The sequence below is a fragment of the Pseudomonas brassicacearum subsp. neoaurantiaca genome, from assembly GCF_013608025.1.
GTDB lineage: Bacteria > Pseudomonadota > Gammaproteobacteria > Pseudomonadales > Pseudomonadaceae > Aquipseudomonas.
The window spans coordinates 115352-130321 of the sequence record NZ_VDLV01000020.1 but is presented as its reverse complement, the minus strand read 5'-3'; the positions used below and the strand labels follow the sequence as shown (position 1 = coordinate 130321).

Here is a 14970-nt window from a genome sequence, read left to right as displayed (position 1 = left end):
CCCCTGTGGGAGCGAGCTTGCTCGCGAAAGCGGTGTATCAGTTCTAGAAATGTCGACTGTACCGCCGCCTTCGCGAGCAGGCTCGCTCCCACAAGGGGCTAGGTGTTGTCTCTGGGATTCGCGGTATCCTGTGGAACCTGACACCGGACACTTTCCATGCTGGTCATTTCCAATACCGTGCACATTCCGGACGCCGAGATCGAGCTGACGGCTATTCGCGCCCAGGGCGCCGGGGGCCAGAACGTCAACAAGGTTTCCAGCGCTGTGCACTTGCGCTTCGACATCCCGGCCTCGTCGCTGCCCGAGTTCTACAAGGAACGGCTGCTGGCCCTGCGCGACAGTCGCATCACCGGTGACGGCGTGTTGATCATCAAGGCCCAGCAATACCGCACCCAGGAACAGAACCGTGCCGATGCGCTGGAGCGCCTGGTCGAACTGATCCTCAGTGCCACCAAGATCGAAAAGAAACGCCGCCCGACCAAACCGACCCTCGGCTCGAAAAAACGTCGCCTCGAATCGAAGACCAAGCGCGGTTCGATCAAGGCCGGGCGCGGCAAGGTGGATTTCTAGTTTTTCTCCCGCTCTTCACGGTAGCGAGGCGCCTGACGGTACAGGTAGACGCTCAATGCCAACCCACCCAAGGCCGCCAACGCAGCGAAAAGAAAGATCGAGGCAAAGCCGAAACCGGCGGCTATCGCCCCGGCCAGCGGGCCGGTGACGCCTAGCGATAAATCGATGAACAGCGAATAAGCCCCCACCGCCGCCCCACGGCTGGAGGCCGGCACCAGGTTGACGGCTTCCACGCCCAACGCCGGGAATACCAGCGAGAAACCGAAACCACTCAACGCCGCGCCCGCCAAGGCCCACTGCGCATCGGGCGCCAGCCACAACAGCAACAAACCCAGGGTTTCCACCGACAGGCAGGCAATCGCGACCCTGAACCCTCCGAGACGGTTGATCAAGTTGCCGAACAGCAGGCGCGCACCGATGAAGCAGGCACCGAACAGGCTCAGGCAAAGCACGGCGTTGTCCCAGTGCTGCGTGGCGTAGTACAGCGTGATGAACGTAGCGATCGTGCCAAACCCGATGGAGCCCAGGGCCAAGCCGCAGCCGTGGGGCAATACGCGCCCCAGCACATGCATGAACGGCAGGCGCTCGCCGACGACGATGGGCGCGGCGGTTTTCGGCCAGGCCAATGCCAGCCCGAGCACGGCCAGCAGGATGATGCTGAAGCCCATGCTCCAAAGTCCGAGTGATTTCACCAGCCACACTCCTAATGGCGCGCCGATCGCCAGCGCGCCGTAACTGGCGATGCCGTTCCACGAAATGACTTTGGCGGTATTCGCCGAGCCGACCCGGCCGATGCCCCAGCCGATCGAGCCCGAGCCCACCAGGCTTTCGGCGCTGCCCAGCACCAGGCGACCGATCAGCAGGCTGGTCAGGCTCAGGACCGGCGTGCCTGCGGTCCAGGCAGAAGCCAGCATGAACACGCCGCTCAAACCACACCCGGCCAGGCCGAACATGACCGCGCGCTTGCTGCCCAGGTTGTCGATGATGCGTCCCGCATAAGGACGGCTAAGCAGCGTGGCCAAGTATTGGACGCTGATCACCAGCCCGGCGATTACCGCGCCGAACCCCAGCTCGCCGTGGACGAACCCGGGCAGCACGGCCAAGGGGATACCGATGTTCAAATAGCCGATGAAGGTAAACAGGACGATGGATACGACTTGCAGCGTGACCGCCATGGGGCGCTGGAGATCTGGCATGGGAAAAGGGTCCACGGGAAAGCAGGATAGATAGGCTGCTTATGATAACGGTGACCGTGTGGGTGGCGCGCGGAAAAGTAAAACTATTTGCCGGACGGCGGTTCGGCGGTGGTTTTGCCTGCGACCATGTGCGCAGTGACCAGCGCGGCAATGGCATTTTCCTCCGTGCCGAACCGAGTCAACAGGGCGGCTTGTTTCTCGGGAGAGAGGCGGGTCCAGATCTCGACCATTTTCTCGGTGGTGCCAATCAGCACGCTGGCTTGGGCCGGGCTGAAAGAGGAGGTGTCGTCGGTCATGGCGCGGGACTCGGATTCAGGCGGTGTGGAAAGCGCATCTTAGCGCTTTCCACACAGTCTGGTGTTGCGGGTGGATCAGTCTTCGTTGTCGGCCTGGCGGCGTTCAATGGTTTGCTGCTGCTCGGGTTGCTGGGCGTCGGGTTGCCCTGCGGCTTGCAGCGGGGTCGTCTGCTCAGGTTCGTGCAGGCTTGGGAAGGGGAGATTAGGGATCTCGTGCATATCGCGCTCCTCGCAAAGTCTGTTGATCGATCGGGTAGATCCGCGCTTATACAAAGCGTGGGCAGGATACCCCAGGAGAAATGACAAAAAGACTTTCAATCCAGGTGGGGCGACCGGTGGGCTTGTCTGGACAGGTCATGTCCAGCCAGCGAAAACGTCATCGCTACCGGCGGTCGCCACGGCTCAAGAACGGGCGTCGCAGGCCGATGCCGAGTACATATCCTCCACATCCAGTCGCGAGAGTGGACCCTGGACATGGAGGTCCTTTTTTCGAAGAGATCGACTCCATGTTTCTACAAAAATCCCTGAGAGCGCAGATTCTGGCCCTGCTGGGCGGTAGCCTGCTGGCAATGCTGCTGATCGCCCTGGCGTCCTTTCATTTCCTGTCTGATGGCATCCGCAATTATCGCAACCTGATCGACGGCCCGTTGCATGCGTCGCAATTGATCGATGAGGCCAATCTGCAATTCAAGGTACAGGTCCAGGAATGGAAGAACGTCTTGTTGCGTGGCAAAGAGCCCGCGGACCTGGATAAATATTGGAAGCAGTTCGAGGCACGTCAGCATGATGTCCAGGCACTGCTGGGAGAGTTGGGCAACCATGGCGGTGTCCCGGCGCCAATCAGGACGCGTATCGAACATCTGCGAGCCGAGCATGCGCAGTTGGGCAGCGCCTATCAAAAGGGCCGCGATGTGTTTGTCTCTTCAGGTGCCAACGCGGCGGCGGGAGATGCAGCGGTCAAGGGCGCGGATCGTGCGGCCAGTGAGCAAATGAGCGAACTCGTGGAGGAGCTGCACAAGCTGGGCAACGAAGAGTCGGTATTGATCAGCGCAGGTGCGGACCGCACGATCATGCTGGGTATCGTGGTCATGTTGGTTTCAGGCCTGCTGATCGGCCTGCTCAGCCTGTGGTTGATCAATCGCAACCTGGTGCAGCCAATCCGCGCCTTGATCGACTATGTCACCCAGCTGAGCCTTGGACGTTTTGCCGAGCGTGTCACCAGCAATCGCCAGGATGAGTTGGGCAATCTTGCTGTAGCGGCCAACACACTGCGTGGGTTCCTCGCCGAAACCTTCACCCGCTTGCAGCGCAGCGCCACGGAGCTGGACAGCGCCAGCGGTGAGCTCAATGCCATCGCCAGCCTGATGAGCCAAGGCACCAGCGAGCAATTCGAACGCACCGATCAAGTCGCAACAGCGATGAACGAGATGTCCGCCACCGCCCAAGAAGTCGCACGTCATGCTGCCGACGCGGCACGGGCCGCCGATGACGCCGATCAGTCGGCGCAGCAGGGCGAGAAGGTCATGCAAGGCACCATCCACACCATCACCCGGATGCGCGGCGAAATCGCCAACACTGCCACGGTCATTCGCCGCCTGGAAACCGACAGCGGGCGCATCGGCAAGGTGTTGGAAGTGATTCGCGGGATCGCCGAGCAGACCAACCTGCTGGCTCTCAACGCTGCCATCGAGGCCGCGCGGGCCGGCGAGGCCGGGCGCGGTTTTGCCGTGGTGGCTGACGAAGTGCGCAGCCTGGCTCAGCGCACCGCGTCGTCGATCATCGAGATCAACCAGATCATCCAGACCGTTCAAACAGGCGCGGTGGACGCGGCCCAGGCCATCGAGAGCGGCCAGTCGCGCAGCGAAGAAAGTGTCGAGCAGGTGACTCAGGCCGGCGAGATGCTCGAACGTATCACCGAGGCAGTGGAAGCGATTCGCGACATGAACCGGCAGATTGCCACGGCGGCGGAGGAACAGACCTCCGTGGCCGAGGACATCTCGCGCAACCTGACTGAAATCACCAGTATCGCCAGCACCAACCTGGACAATGTGCAGCGTACTGAAGCGGCCAGTCGGGATTTGCATGGGTTGTCAGGGCAGTTGAACGAGGTGACGGCGCGGTTGAGTGCCTGATTATCTTTAGTTATTAGCGCTAATATCTGTGGCGAGGGGATTTATCCCCGCTGGGCTGCGTAGCGGCCCCAAACCAAGCAACCCGGTTTGTCAGAAAGACTGAGGTTCACGTCTTCAGGGCTGCTACGCAGCCCAACGGGGATAAATCCCCTCGCCACAAATTAATACGGGGCGCAGAGGACAGGGTTCAATAATCGCGCCGCTTGCGAAACGCCCATCGGCCGGCGATCAGGGTGAAGGTCGCCACGAGCGCCACCAGGATCCAGAAACCCTCCGGATCGCTGGCCAGTGGCACGCCGCCGACGTTCATGCCGAAGAAACCGGCAATGATGTTGATGGGCAATGCCAGTACCGTGACCACCGTCAGGGTGAACAGGGTACGGTTGCTCTGTTCGTTGAGGTTGGCGGCGATTTCTTCCTGCAGCAGCTTGATGCGTTCGCCGAGGGCCGTGAGGTCATTGATGATCAGGGCAAACTCCTCGGTGGATTTGCGCAGCTCCTTGACGTCTTCTTTCTGCAGCCATTGCGGCGGGCGATTGAGCAGGCGCAGCAATGACCCGGGCTCCAGGGCCAGCAGGCGTTGCAAGCGCACCAGCACCCGGCGTTGGCTGCCCAGTTCGGCGCGGTTGGTGGACAGGCGTGAAGACAGCAACTGATCCTCGATCTGATCAACGCTGAGGCTGGTCTTGCGCACGATCTGCGTCAGCACCTCGCCCTGGTCGCGCAGCAAATGCACAAGCAACTCCAAAGGCGACCGAAAGCATTCGCCGGCCTTGACCGATGAGCGAAGCTTGTCGACCGAGTGCAGCGGTTGCAGGCGTGCACTGACAATCAGCCGACTGCTCACGCAAACCCACAACGTGGACACATCCGAGGACACCAGGTTGCTGAGGTTGAACACCACATCGTTCACCACGGCCAGCAAGGCCGAGTCCACATGCTCGATGCGCGTCGAGCGCGAGCCTTCGTGCAGGGCTTCGAAGAATTCCTGGGGCAAGGCCAGGTGACTTTTCATCCAGCGTTCGCAGGCCGCGTGAGCCAGGTTCAGGTGCAGCCAGAGGAATTCATCGGCATCCTGCGGCTGTTGCAGGCTTCGCAGCGCCTGGGCCGAGTCAAGCTCGCGTCCACGTTCGCCGGGGCGAAAGCGGAACCCGTAAAGCAGGCCGAACAGGTCCGGGTCGCGATGGCTTTGGTCGATGCTGTGGTTCATGAAGGCTCGCTGGCGGGAGTGCCTGTCGCGGCGATGACAGGTTCACTTGAGCGGCATCATTGCAGGGTTCTTTGAAGGTTTTGTGACGGTTGGGCTGCGGCGACGGGCTTGGACAACGTTCATGAAAAAGCCGCGCAACTTCAAGTTGCGCGGCTTCTTTTATTTCCATGGATCAAGTGTCTTGTTTGTTCGACAAGACTTTGCCAGTGGTGGCGTCGAAATCAACGTCAAATTCCTTGCCATCGGCAGTTTTAAGTTCCACTTCATATTCGTAGCCGTTGAAGTGGTTATCCAGGTCGGTGTCGGTGATGGTGGCGCCCGGGTGCAACTTCAGGGCTTCAGCGTTCATCGACTCGAGGGATTTGATCTTGCCGTCCTTGACCAATTGAGGAATCTGGTCGATGCGTACATCGGCCTGGGCCAGGCCAGCGGTAAGGGTCAGGGCGGCAGCGGTAAACAGGGCAGTCAAAGTTTTCATATGTCTTTCCTTGGTGTCGTTAAAGGGTGATTGGTTTAAGTGGGGCCAGATTATCTCTGGCAACTTAATTCACCCTTAATTCGGAAAACTTACAGCGACTGCCCCGATTCGGCACTGATGCTTCAGTAACCGTTCTTCTCCAATAGTTGCGCCACACTGCCGGTTTCGGGACGCTTGAAGTACTTGAGCAACTCACTGGACCGGTTGGTGAAAATGCCATCTACGCCGGCATCCATCACGTTCTTGAAGTCCACCGGCTCATCCACGGTGTAGACATGTACCAGCAGACCCTGCTGATGGGTGTACTGGTTCATCCACGGTTTCACCAGGTCCGAATAGCTCTGGCTGCCGCCATGGGTCAACGCCGCTGAAGGTCCGGTGCCGATGGCGCCATGGGCCTTGGCGTACTGGATCCATTGCTCGAACTCGGCCTTGTCCTTGGGCTCTTGCCTGGCGTAGTAGGCGGCCTTATCGGTTTCGCCGGATTCGGCGAATGTCACTTTTGATTTAGGCTCGATGTTGCCTTCTCCCACCCACAGCAGCAGGATTTTCGGCACCTTGGGCATTTCCTGATGAAGCAGTTCCAGGCTGCTCTTCTCGAACGTTTGCAAGACCACTTTGCCTTTGCCCTGACCCACGCCGGTGGCGCGTTTGGCCAGCTTGGACCCGGACGGACTCAGCCAGCCGCGGTCCTGCAACTTATCCTTGAGGTCGCGTTCGATGCCGGGAAACAGCTTGGGCTCCTTGGTCTCGATGTACAGTCCTGGTTTCTGCTGGGGGTTGCCCTCGGCGATGTTGATGACTTCGTCCAGCGTCAGGATCTTCAGGCCCACGAAGGAAGGCCGAGCACGGTCCGGATAAGCCGCGTTGAACCAACTGCCGGCGTCCAGCGTCTTGAGTTCGGCCATGGTGAATGCGTTGGCGCTACTGTCCTTGCGCTCGGGAAACTTGGTCGCGACATCGGTGGTGCGCAGCAGGCTGTCGTCGTGCAGGACGAACAGGACGCCGTCCTTGCTGCGTTGCAGGTCGAGCTCCAGATAATCCGCTCCCAGGTCCCGCGCCAGCTTGTAGGCTGCAGCGGTGGATTCCGGTGCGTCGAACGATGCGCCGCGATGGGCGATGACCGCTGGATGGGGAATACCCTGTTGGGTTGCCAGGGCCTTCGGACTTGGCGTTTCGAGGGCGTGTGCCTGGCCGATGCCGAGCAACAGGCTGAGCATCAGGGCGCTACGGGTAAAGGTGACAGGCATGCTCGAGATCCTTTCGTGGTTTCTGTAAAGCCTCTCTTTTAACAATTGAACGCTGCGGACGCTATCGCCATACCGACATTGACCTGCGTAAAGCAGATTTCCCACGCACTTTCAAACCACTTTGAAGTACCCTTGGCCGCACCAGTTTCCCCGCCAGAGGGAAACCTGAACATCATTCGCTTGCCCTGCGTGTAAACCACTGATCAGACGTCCCTCGGGACGCATCCATGAGGTTTACCATGCGCATCACTTCGACACTCATCTGCCAGGCCGCCGACCAGCTCAAAGGTTTTGTAGGCCTGAACCGCAAGACCGGCCGATACATCGTGCGTTTCAGCGAAGACGCTTTTGGCATGGACGTCGCCGATGACGGCATCATCCCCACCAGCGAATTTGCCTGGGCCCCGGCGGCAGACGGCACCATGGCCCTCAAGCGCGAGCGAATCCAGTTGCTGTTGGACCAGAACGTTGACGACCGGATCAACCTCACCGAGCCGCTGCGTGTGTACATGGCCCGCAGCGATCTGCCGGAAATTGTTGCGGTGCGGCAGTTGGTCGAAGGCTGAGCCCTTGATTCGGAAGTGAAAAAAACTGTGGGGCCCATTAGGATTTTTGGAACGGCACGGTCCTGTGGCGAGGGAGCTTGCTCCCGCTGGGTCGCGCAGCGGCCCCCAAAAAAAACGATGAGCGCTGCGCACTCAAGCGGGAGCAAGCTCCCTCGCCACAAAAGCTTCACGGTTATCACGCTACAGATTGATCAACGGTCAACGCTGTGACGTCAGATTGGGCGTTGGAAGGCGTATTCCCTTTCTACCTTGCACACCCTCGTCTGGAAATGCACATACCAGGTCGATCGGCCACGTTCCCGGATCGCGACGTGTTCGGGGTGCTGCTTCCAGGCCAGGATGGCGGCCTCGTCGCTCCAATAGGAAACAGTGATTCCCAGGCCATCGTCGCCACGGGCCGATTCGACGCCCAGAAATCCGGGTTGCTCCCGGGCGAGGGCCAGCATGTGCCCGGCGGCTTCGGCGTAGCCTTGGTCCCCCTCGGTACGCAGGGAGGTGAAAATCACGGCGTAATAATAAGGGGCGCTCATGGCGTTTTCCTCGCGCAGGCTTCGACAAACGCCCTGACCAGTGGCGGCACGCGGCCTTCCAGTGCGGCGCGTTCAGGCTGGAACAATGTTGCGACAAAGAAAGGATGATCCTGCAGCTCCACCGCCCGCAGGTCGCCGGCCGAATCCCTTGCTACGGCGCGCAGGCGCTGGCTCAGCAAGTCTTTTTCAAAATCCGGATTAACCCCGAATCGGCAATGGTAGCCCTCGAACGCGGTCTGTCGGCCATAAGCCTCGGCAATCAACGAGCCGCCATCAAACTGAAGGCTGTCAATGGTTTCGACCAAGGCACAGCTCAGTGGCGTCAGCAATGCCCGTTCAGCTCCGGGGGACGTTTCGCCATGCGCAGCGTCAGCCCAGCCCATCACATTGCGGGCATATTCCAGAACGGCATGCTGAAAGCCCCCGCAGGTGCCGAGGAAAGGGAGACGCTCTTCGCGGGCAAAACGAATCGCACGCAGGGCGCCATCTTCATTTCGGTAGGGACTGCCGGGGACGCACCAGACACCGTCGAAGTCATTCAACAACGTATCGTCGACAAGCCCGTTGGTGCCCAGCCACTGGAAGCGAATACCGTGGTCCGTCTGCCTGCCGGCCAGCTCCAGTGCGAGGGGGATCGCCCGGTGAGCGGTGATCTGAGGGTCGTGGTCGCCGACCAGGGCGATGTTTAGAGCACGCTGTTTTTCCATGGGTGGCTCGCCGCTTGTTGATTCCTGGTTGCCACTATAAATTGGCGTCCACGCAATCAATATTGGCGTTTACCCAAGTGATCAATGCAGCCACGCACTATCGTCTGGACTATCCCGATCTGTCCCTCATCCTCGCGCTGGTCCGTGGCGGCTCTCTGGCTCGGGCGGCTCGGCTGCTGGCGGTGGATGTCTCCACCGTCTTTCGCGCGGTACGTCGTTTGGAGGCCGCCCTCGGTCAACCCTTGTTCGACAAAAGCCGTTCGGGTTACTTGCCCACGAGCCTGGCCCAGGCGTTGGCCGAACAAGCCGAACGGGCGGAACAAGCCTTGGAGGCCGCGCGGGTGGGGGTTGAGCAGGGCGGCGAGGTCATCAGCGGGACGGTGCGCTTGACCTGCAGCGACTCAGTCCTGCAAGCGTTGTTGTTGCCGGCGCTCGCGCGTTTCATGCCGGCTTATCCGGCGTTGAGCCTTGAACTGAGCACCTCGAACGACTTTGCCAACCTGAGCCGCCGCGATGCCGACGTTGCGTTGCGATTGACCCGTACACCGCCGGAGCACCTGGTCGGTCGCAACCTGGGCAGTGTGGCTTACCGGGTATGTGCCGGAGCCGAATATCTGCGCTCGGCGAATACGCGAGAGCTGGCGTCCATGACTTGGATCGCGCCGGATGATTTCCTGCCCGATCACCCCACCGTGGCCTGGCGTCGCCAATATCTGCCCGGCGTAATGCCCGCCTATCGTTGTAACAGCATGCTCTCGGTTACCGAACTGGTGCGGGCAGGCCTGGGCGTCGCGGCGCTGCCGGACTTCTTGATCGATGCAAGCAAGGGCTTGATGCCTTTGGGCGAACCGCTGGAGGGTTACGACACCGCGCTGTGGCTGCTGACCCGTCCGGATTGCCGGGCCTTGCGCTCGGTGGTGACCTTGTTCGATGAGTTGGGGCGTAATCTGCGATGGGGCTGATATTCAGGCCTGGTAGCGACTGAGGAACATATCGAGCGCCGACTCGATCACCCGTGTCTGCTCCTCTTGGGTCAGGCTTGGCTGGCCCATCGAAACCTGCGGCCAGAACGCGAACGTCTTGAGCAGTCCATGCATCTGTTGGGCGGCAAAGGCCGGCTCCACGGGTTTCAATCGACCATCGGCCTGGGCTTGGCGAATCCAGGCCGTCAGGCCTTCTTCGCGTTCCCCCATGCGCGACACCATGTCCTGGGCTCGCTCCGGGGAGTGAATCGTCGCGGCGATGGCGATGCGTGCCAGGTCGAGGAAGTTCTCGTCCGCCAGCAGGTGCAGTTTGGCTTGCAGCAGCGTTTGCAGTTGCTCTCGTAGTGGCGTTTGAGAGCGGTAGGGCATGTCCTGTTCCGCAGTGATGCTGTTCCATAACCGATTCAGAATTTCGGCGAACAGTTCTTCCTTGCTCGGGAAATGGTTGTACACCGTGCGCTTGGATACGCCGGCGGTCGCCGCGATCCTGTCCATGCTGGTGACCTCGAAACCGCTGCTGCGGAATTCGGCAATCGCGGCCTGGAGGATGGCTTCGCGTTTTCGCTCGGTGAGGCGTTGCGGTGCGGTCATGGGCATTCGTCGGTTGAAAGACAGAATTTATACTCGGCAGTTTACTTGGCTGGAGGATTCATGCAATGTAGAAACTACACCGAGTGGTGTAGTTTTAGTCTGGCGGCTGAGCGTGCATGCGGCCAATCCAGCGTCCACAACGGCGAAGCGCAACGGCGCCGACGCCCTTGGAGTTATCGCATCATGACCATTTCTTCTCCGGATAACCCTGCATCGCGACAAGAACAGGGCAAGTATCGCAATCATGCCTTCACACCGCGTGAAGGCTTTGGCACTACCCTGCGCATCATCTGGAACATGATCTTCCACAAGCCGCACTCCACCCGTCCTGCGGGAGCCATCGACGTTCAACCGCTGACGCGTGCCGCGCTGCTGGCCGCGCCGAACCACAGCGTCTTCCGCCTCGGCCATTCCACCGTATTGCTCAAGCTGCGGGATAAATTCTGGCTGACCGACCCGGTATTTTCCGAACGCGCCTCACCCGTGCAATGGGCCGGTCCCAAGCGTTTTCATCAACCACCTATCAGCCTGGAAGAGTTGCCACCCATCGAAGCGGTGATCCTTTCCCACGATCATTACGACCACCTCGACCACCAGGCCATTCTCAAGCTGGCAACCAAGACCCGCCACTTCCTGACGCCCCTGGGCGTAGGCGACACCCTGATCAAATGGGGCGTCGACGCCAGCAAGGTACGCCAACTGGACTGGTGGCAAGGCACCGAGGTGGACGGCATCGAGTTCGTTGCCACGCCCTCCCAGCATTTTTCCGGACGCGGCCTGTTCGATAGCAACAGCACCTTATGGGCCTCGTGGGTCATGATCGACGGCGCCACACGAATTTTCTTCAGCGGCGACACCGGGTACTTCGACGGTTTCAAACGCATCGGCGAACGATACGGGCCGTTCGACCTGACGCTGATGGAAACCGGCGCGTACAACGTCGATTGGCCTCATGTCCACATGCAGCCGGAACAGACCTTGCAGGCCCATATCGATCTGAAGGGCCGCTGGCTATTGCCAATCCACAACGGCACGTTCGACCTGGCGATGCATGCCTGGTATGAACCCTTCGATCGCATCCTGGCCTTGGCCTGGGAACGCAACGTCTGCATCACCACGCCCCAAATGGGCGAAGCCTTCACACTGACGCAACCACAATGTGGCCGTGCCTGGTGGCTGGATGTGGAATCCCCGGGATACCAAGATCAGGCCGGTATCGCCTAGAACCTGTGGTTTTACTCGATCATTGCGTAATCGGATCGCCCCATCGGGTCTGGCGTCGCGCCCTTGATGTTCATGCCGCGCCCCGGTGCGAAGCCGGGGAAGAATACCAGGCCCTCCGCTTCCAGGCGAAACGCCAAGGCCAGGCGGGTCACGTCGAGTAACTCGCCACCGGCCTCGAAGCGTCGGATAGCCTTGACCGAGACGCCGGACTGCCGGGACAGTTCCTCGACACTCCAGCCCAACATGGCACGGGCCTGTGCACTGTGGGCGGGGGTGAATTGATAGACAGCGATGCGTTCCAGGGTGGTTTTGATTGCGAGAGAGGCCATGAGCAGCTCCAAAGCGGCGGATTTAAAAAATACTGTGTTTTTGTACAGTTGTTTTGAGGCCGCTTCAATCTCATTTTTTTGATCAACGACCAGCGGTCATCTCCAACCAGGTGCTCGGAGCATGGCCGAGCGTGCGGCGAAACATGGTGGAAAATGCCGCTGGGCTGTCATAGCCCAAGTCCAGGGCGATGCGCGTCACCGAGTCCCCGCCAGCCAGGCGAGGCAGCGCCGACATCACGCATGCCTGTTGACGCCATTGACTGAAACTCAGGCCGGTGTGCCGACTGAACAGCCGGTTAAACGTGCGTAAGCTGATGTGCAACTGCGCCGCCCATTTCACAGGCGAGGCATGGGCGTCAGGGTGCGTCAGGAACGCCTGGCATAGTTCGAGCAGCTGTGGATCCCGTGGCATGGGAAGGTGCAGCGGCAGATGGGGCTGCGCAGCAGTTCGTGCAATAGCAGGCCTATCAGTACGCCGTCCCGTCCCGCCTCGTCGTATTCCGGCGCAAGCTCGACGGCTTCCATCAACAACTGACGCATCAAGGGCGACACGCTGATGACTTGGCAGCGTGAATCCATGGCCGTTACCGTGGCCGGTTCGATGTAGAGACTGCGCGTACTCACGCCCAGCATCAGTACTTCATGATCGACCCCCGGCGGAATCCACACTGCCCGTTGCGGTGGCACCACCCAGTTGCCATCCGCCGTGCTGACCTGCATCACCCCGGTGGCGCCATAAAGCAACTGTGCGCGGCGATGGCGATGCAACGGCAATATTTGCCCGTGAGCGTAATCGGTGCCGATGGCGACTACTGCCCTGGGTATTGCATCCAATAAATCGATCGAGCTGTTGCGCACCGGTGAGTACTCGCGATTGGCGTAAACGCGAGTATTGTTGGCCTGTTTGCTACGGCGAGCCAAGCTTGGCGTTCTTATCGTAGACGTCTTCCCATTTCACGGATTCGCCGCGATGTTATATGTATTGCTTGCCTGTTTTGGCTGCCTGAGTGGCGTGACGGCTGTGTTGTTCGGCTTCGGCGGCGGATTCGTCGTGGTGCCCTTGCTGTATCGCATGCTCACCGGCAGTCACGGCGCCGACGACCCAATCGGCCAATCGGCGATGCACATTGCGGTGGCCACCTCGACCTGCGTGATGATCGTCAACGCGCTGATCGCCACCCGAAAACAGCATCGCGCCGGTCAGATGATTCGCCATTATCTGTGGCCTTTCGGCGGTTTCATCGCCTTGGGCGCGATCTTTGGTGCGATGGCTGCCATAGAGACGAATGGCGAGATTATCCGCTGCGCCTTCATTGCCTACTTGGGCCTGACCATCCTGGATTGCCTGCTGCGGCGGGGGTTTCTGAGCCACACCAGCGGTGCCGCTTCACGTCCCATGGCGATAATGGAAACCACACTGGGCGGCGCGACCATTGGCGTCATCGCCACGTTTCTGGGAGTCGGAGGCAGTGTCATGACCGTGCCGTTGTTGCGTGGCTGCGGATTGAGCATGTCCCAGGCGACTTCAATGGCCAACCCGCTAAGCGTGCCGGTGGCCCTGGCCGGAACTGTGACCTACATGGCCTTGGCCAGCTTCACCGAGGTAGACTTCGGCCCGTGGTTTGTCGGGTACGTCGACTTGCTGGCCTTTTTTGCGCTGATACTCGGCGCGTTATTGGGCATTCGTCTGGCAACGCCGTGGATTGGGCGGATACCGGATGGGCTTCACGCTTGGGTCTATATTGGTTTGTTGGTCGTTGTGATGTTCGGCATATCGATACAATAAATCGCCGTTCAGTGTTGCTCTATGTCTTGTTGAAGGAGGATGGCATGTCGGTATCCGATAGTGACTGGAAGCTTTACAACGGACTCCGCGATGTGGCGCTGGAGCGCTTCTGCCAAGGTGTTCTTTCGGATGCCCAGGCGGTGGCTCAGAACGAAGTTTTATCGGCTCACGCTCGATATCGCACGCTCTACGGACTCATGCGGGAGCGGGACAAAAGCTTGGCGATGGCGTTCAACGTAGGTCGACGTCGAGACATTTCCTTATCGTTGAGATTGCTGATCGCGTACTACCTGCTGAGCGACGAGGAATTGGCGATTCTGAGCGAGGAGCTTCGTGAAAGGGTTTCTGACGCTGTTCGCCAACCCTTCGAGATTGAATGGGCGGAAGACGCCTGATATTTTCCGAGAATTTAGATGCTGATTTTCAACTGCACCGAAGCGGCCAGCAATTTTTTCAGCCGCGTGAGCAAAGGTAAGAAAGTCACTCCGGTAGAGAAACCACCATCATCCGTTATCGAGGACGATGAACTGGGTGAGTTCGACGAACAATGGCTGGTTCATGTGATTACTGTGCAGCGCAAGCACGTGTTGTTTGTCATCCATGTGCGAACCCGTTATTGCATGATTTTCGCCAGTGCTAAAAAAGCGGACATCGAAGGTTTTGTTCACCGGTTTTCCGAACGATGGATCAATGGCTTGATGCGCCACGCGGGGCAGCATGATCTTCTTCGCTGGGTCGATGATGAGCCGATGATGGAGCGCTTTGCGAAATGTTGCGGTGAGTACGTCTTTTACAAGCGTGGTCATCGCGGTGCTCAAAAGCACATTAACGAAATTTCCTGGACGTTCGAGGACTGCGCCGCGGAGTGGGGAACGTTACCCTCTGATGAGTTCTCTGCGGGCCGCTTCGATGGCGGCATGAACGATGTCCCAAGAAGCACTAAGGAATACAAGGGCTACCACTACCCGGACGAGGAAATGGTTGTTCATTGGTTGCGACGTTATGGCGGCTTGGATGAATCGGCCGTCGAGGCAGCGCGTGAGCGGCGCATGGAAGTAAAACGGGAGATATGGGCGTTCGAACGGCAACTTGCTCAAGAGGCACAATGAAAAGACCAGCTGC

Annotated in this window: 18 protein-coding genes and 2 pseudogenes; 9 read left to right on the top strand and 11 right to left on the bottom strand. The window is 59.6% G+C overall.

What is annotated here, in order from left to right:
* Positions 1-156: 156 nt before the first annotated feature.
* Complete coding sequence (gene arfB / locus FHK92_RS14135) at positions 157-570, top strand: alternative ribosome rescue aminoacyl-tRNA hydrolase ArfB (protein WP_181288574.1); 414 nt, start codon at positions 157-159, stop codon at positions 568-570.
* Here the strand turns inward: arfB and FHK92_RS14130 are convergent.
* The 3 genes from FHK92_RS14130 to FHK92_RS14120 form a co-directional block, all read right to left on the bottom strand.
* Complete coding sequence (locus FHK92_RS14130; protein ID WP_181288573.1) at positions 567-1766, bottom strand: MFS transporter; 1200 nt, start codon at positions 1764-1766, stop codon at positions 567-569. The genes arfB and FHK92_RS14130 overlap by 4 nt on opposite strands.
* An 83-nt stretch (positions 1767-1849) precedes the next feature.
* Positions 1850-2062, bottom strand: coding sequence for a hypothetical protein (locus FHK92_RS14125; RefSeq protein ID WP_181288572.1), 213 nt, complete (start codon positions 2060-2062; stop codon positions 1850-1852).
* A 75-nt stretch (positions 2063-2137) separates the two neighbouring features.
* On the bottom strand, positions 2138-2281 hold the full coding sequence (locus FHK92_RS14120) for a hypothetical protein (protein ID WP_181288571.1): 144 nt from the start codon (positions 2279-2281) through the stop codon (positions 2138-2140).
* Between the two features lie 80 nt (positions 2282-2361).
* On the opposite strand from FHK92_RS14120, the pseudogene FHK92_RS28145 reads away from it, so the two are divergent.
* Positions 2362-3309: pseudogene (locus FHK92_RS28145) on the top strand (HAMP domain-containing protein); the annotation flags it as partial.
* A gap of 117 nt (positions 3310-3426) precedes the next feature.
* Positions 3427-4194, top strand: a complete 768-nt coding sequence (locus FHK92_RS28140) for a methyl-accepting chemotaxis protein (protein ID WP_375154612.1) — start codon at positions 3427-3429, stop codon at positions 4192-4194.
* Positions 4195-4381: 187 nt separating this feature from the next.
* Here FHK92_RS28140 and FHK92_RS14110 read toward each other — a convergent pair whose 3' ends face one another.
* The 3 genes from FHK92_RS14110 to FHK92_RS14100 all read right to left on the bottom strand — a co-directional run bounded on the left by FHK92_RS14110 (position 4382) and on the right by FHK92_RS14100 (position 7132).
* Entirely contained in the window at positions 4382-5404 is a 1023-nt protein-coding gene (locus tag FHK92_RS14110; protein WP_181288569.1) for a transporter, read from the bottom strand.
* A 172-nt stretch (positions 5405-5576) separates the two neighbouring features.
* The gene (locus FHK92_RS14105; RefSeq protein WP_030142484.1) at positions 5577-5882 is read right to left on the bottom strand and encodes a PepSY domain-containing protein; all 306 of its coding nucleotides are present in this window, start codon (positions 5880-5882) and stop codon (positions 5577-5579) included.
* A 122-nt stretch (positions 5883-6004) separates the two neighbouring features.
* Positions 6005-7132, bottom strand: coding sequence for a glycerophosphodiester phosphodiesterase (locus FHK92_RS14100; protein ID WP_181288568.1), 1128 nt, complete (start codon positions 7130-7132; stop codon positions 6005-6007).
* 239 nt (positions 7133-7371) lie between these two features.
* On the opposite strand from FHK92_RS14100, the gene FHK92_RS14095 reads away from it, so the two are divergent.
* Positions 7372-7698: a DUF2025 family protein gene (locus FHK92_RS14095; RefSeq protein ID WP_181288567.1), complete on the top strand. Its 327-nt coding sequence runs from the start codon at positions 7372-7374 to the stop codon at positions 7696-7698.
* 212 nt (positions 7699-7910) lie between these two features.
* Here FHK92_RS14095 and FHK92_RS14090 read toward each other — a convergent pair whose 3' ends face one another.
* Both FHK92_RS14090 and FHK92_RS14085 read right to left on the bottom strand, forming a co-directional pair.
* Positions 7911-8228 (bottom strand): antibiotic biosynthesis monooxygenase family protein, encoded by a 318-nt coding sequence (locus tag FHK92_RS14090; protein WP_181288566.1) that lies wholly within the window; start codon positions 8226-8228, stop codon positions 7911-7913.
* Positions 8225-8935 (bottom strand): CTP synthase C-terminal region-related (seleno)protein, encoded by a 711-nt coding sequence (locus FHK92_RS14085; protein ID WP_181288565.1) that lies wholly within the window; start codon positions 8933-8935, stop codon positions 8225-8227. The genes FHK92_RS14090 and FHK92_RS14085 overlap by 4 nt, the downstream gene beginning before the upstream one ends.
* Before the next feature lie 14 nt (positions 8936-8949).
* Between FHK92_RS14085 and FHK92_RS14080 the strand changes: the two genes are divergently transcribed.
* Positions 8950-9897 (top strand): LysR family transcriptional regulator, encoded by a 948-nt coding sequence (locus FHK92_RS14080; RefSeq protein WP_181288564.1) that lies wholly within the window; start codon positions 8950-8952, stop codon positions 9895-9897.
* Between the two features lie 3 nt (positions 9898-9900).
* Here FHK92_RS14080 and FHK92_RS14075 read toward each other — a convergent pair whose 3' ends face one another.
* Positions 9901-10509, bottom strand: coding sequence for a TetR/AcrR family transcriptional regulator (locus FHK92_RS14075; RefSeq protein WP_181288563.1), 609 nt, complete (start codon positions 10507-10509; stop codon positions 9901-9903).
* Between the two features lie 183 nt (positions 10510-10692).
* On the opposite strand from FHK92_RS14075, the gene FHK92_RS14070 reads away from it, so the two are divergent.
* Positions 10693-11733: an MBL fold metallo-hydrolase gene (locus FHK92_RS14070; protein WP_181288734.1), complete on the top strand. Its 1041-nt coding sequence runs from the start codon at positions 10693-10695 to the stop codon at positions 11731-11733.
* A gap of 11 nt (positions 11734-11744) precedes the next feature.
* Here FHK92_RS14070 and FHK92_RS14065 read toward each other — a convergent pair whose 3' ends face one another.
* A complete protein-coding gene (locus FHK92_RS14065) occupies positions 11745-12062 on the bottom strand; it encodes a helix-turn-helix domain-containing protein (RefSeq protein WP_181288562.1) in 318 nt (105 codons plus the stop codon).
* A gap of 82 nt (positions 12063-12144) precedes the next feature.
* Positions 12145-12920, bottom strand: a pseudogene (locus FHK92_RS14060) (AraC family transcriptional regulator).
* A 112-nt stretch (positions 12921-13032) separates the two neighbouring features.
* Here FHK92_RS14060 and FHK92_RS14055 point away from each other — a divergent pair.
* Genes FHK92_RS14055 through FHK92_RS14045 form a run of 3 tightly spaced genes read left to right on the top strand, consistent with a single transcriptional unit; the run spans position 13033 to position 14957 of the window.
* Positions 13033-13848 carry a sulfite exporter TauE/SafE family protein gene (locus FHK92_RS14055; RefSeq protein WP_181288561.1) on the top strand — a complete coding sequence of 272 codons (816 nt, stop codon included), beginning with the start codon at positions 13033-13035 and terminating at the stop codon, positions 13846-13848.
* Between the two features lie 44 nt (positions 13849-13892).
* On the top strand, positions 13893-14243 hold the full coding sequence (locus FHK92_RS14050) for a hypothetical protein (protein WP_181288560.1): 351 nt from the start codon (positions 13893-13895) through the stop codon (positions 14241-14243).
* 18 nt (positions 14244-14261) lie between these two features.
* The gene (locus FHK92_RS14045; RefSeq protein ID WP_181288559.1) at positions 14262-14957 is read left to right on the top strand and encodes a DUF6933 domain-containing protein; all 696 of its coding nucleotides are present in this window, start codon (positions 14262-14264) and stop codon (positions 14955-14957) included.
* Positions 14958-14970: the final 13 nt, after the last annotated feature.

Coding starts and splice junctions, on each gene's coding strand:
- FHK92_RS14050 (WP_181288560.1), top strand. CDS start 13,893: ATGTCGGTATCCGATAGTGACTGGAAGCTTTACAACGGACTCCGCGAT.
- FHK92_RS14105 (WP_030142484.1), bottom strand. CDS start 5,882: ATGAAAACTTTGACTGCCCTGTTTACCGCTGCCGCCCTGACCCTTACC.
- FHK92_RS14120 (WP_181288571.1), bottom strand. CDS start 2,281: ATGCACGAGATCCCTAATCTCCCCTTCCCAAGCCTGCACGAACCTGAG.
- FHK92_RS14055 (WP_181288561.1), top strand. CDS start 13,033: ATGTTATATGTATTGCTTGCCTGTTTTGGCTGCCTGAGTGGCGTGACG.
- FHK92_RS14090 (WP_181288566.1), bottom strand. CDS start 8,228: ATGAGCGCCCCTTATTATTACGCCGTGATTTTCACCTCCCTGCGTACC.
- arfB (WP_181288574.1), top strand. CDS start 157: ATGCTGGTCATTTCCAATACCGTGCACATTCCGGACGCCGAGATCGAG.
- FHK92_RS14110 (WP_181288569.1), bottom strand. CDS start 5,404: ATGAACCACAGCATCGACCAAAGCCATCGCGACCCGGACCTGTTCGGC.
- FHK92_RS14070 (WP_181288734.1), top strand. CDS start 10,693: ATGACCATTTCTTCTCCGGATAACCCTGCATCGCGACAAGAACAGGGC.
- FHK92_RS14065 (WP_181288562.1), bottom strand. CDS start 12,062: ATGGCCTCTCTCGCAATCAAAACCACCCTGGAACGCATCGCTGTCTAT.
- FHK92_RS28140 (WP_375154612.1), top strand. CDS start 3,427: ATGAGCCAAGGCACCAGCGAGCAATTCGAACGCACCGATCAAGTCGCA.
- FHK92_RS14045 (WP_181288559.1), top strand. CDS start 14,262: ATGCTGATTTTCAACTGCACCGAAGCGGCCAGCAATTTTTTCAGCCGC.
- FHK92_RS14130 (WP_181288573.1), bottom strand. CDS start 1,766: ATGCCAGATCTCCAGCGCCCCATGGCGGTCACGCTGCAAGTCGTATCC.
- FHK92_RS14085 (WP_181288565.1), bottom strand. CDS start 8,935: ATGGAAAAACAGCGTGCTCTAAACATCGCCCTGGTCGGCGACCACGAC.
- FHK92_RS14075 (WP_181288563.1), bottom strand. CDS start 10,509: ATGACCGCACCGCAACGCCTCACCGAGCGAAAACGCGAAGCCATCCTC.
- FHK92_RS14095 (WP_181288567.1), top strand. CDS start 7,372: ATGCGCATCACTTCGACACTCATCTGCCAGGCCGCCGACCAGCTCAAA.
- FHK92_RS14125 (WP_181288572.1), bottom strand. CDS start 2,062: ATGACCGACGACACCTCCTCTTTCAGCCCGGCCCAAGCCAGCGTGCTG.
- FHK92_RS14100 (WP_181288568.1), bottom strand. CDS start 7,132: ATGCCTGTCACCTTTACCCGTAGCGCCCTGATGCTCAGCCTGTTGCTC.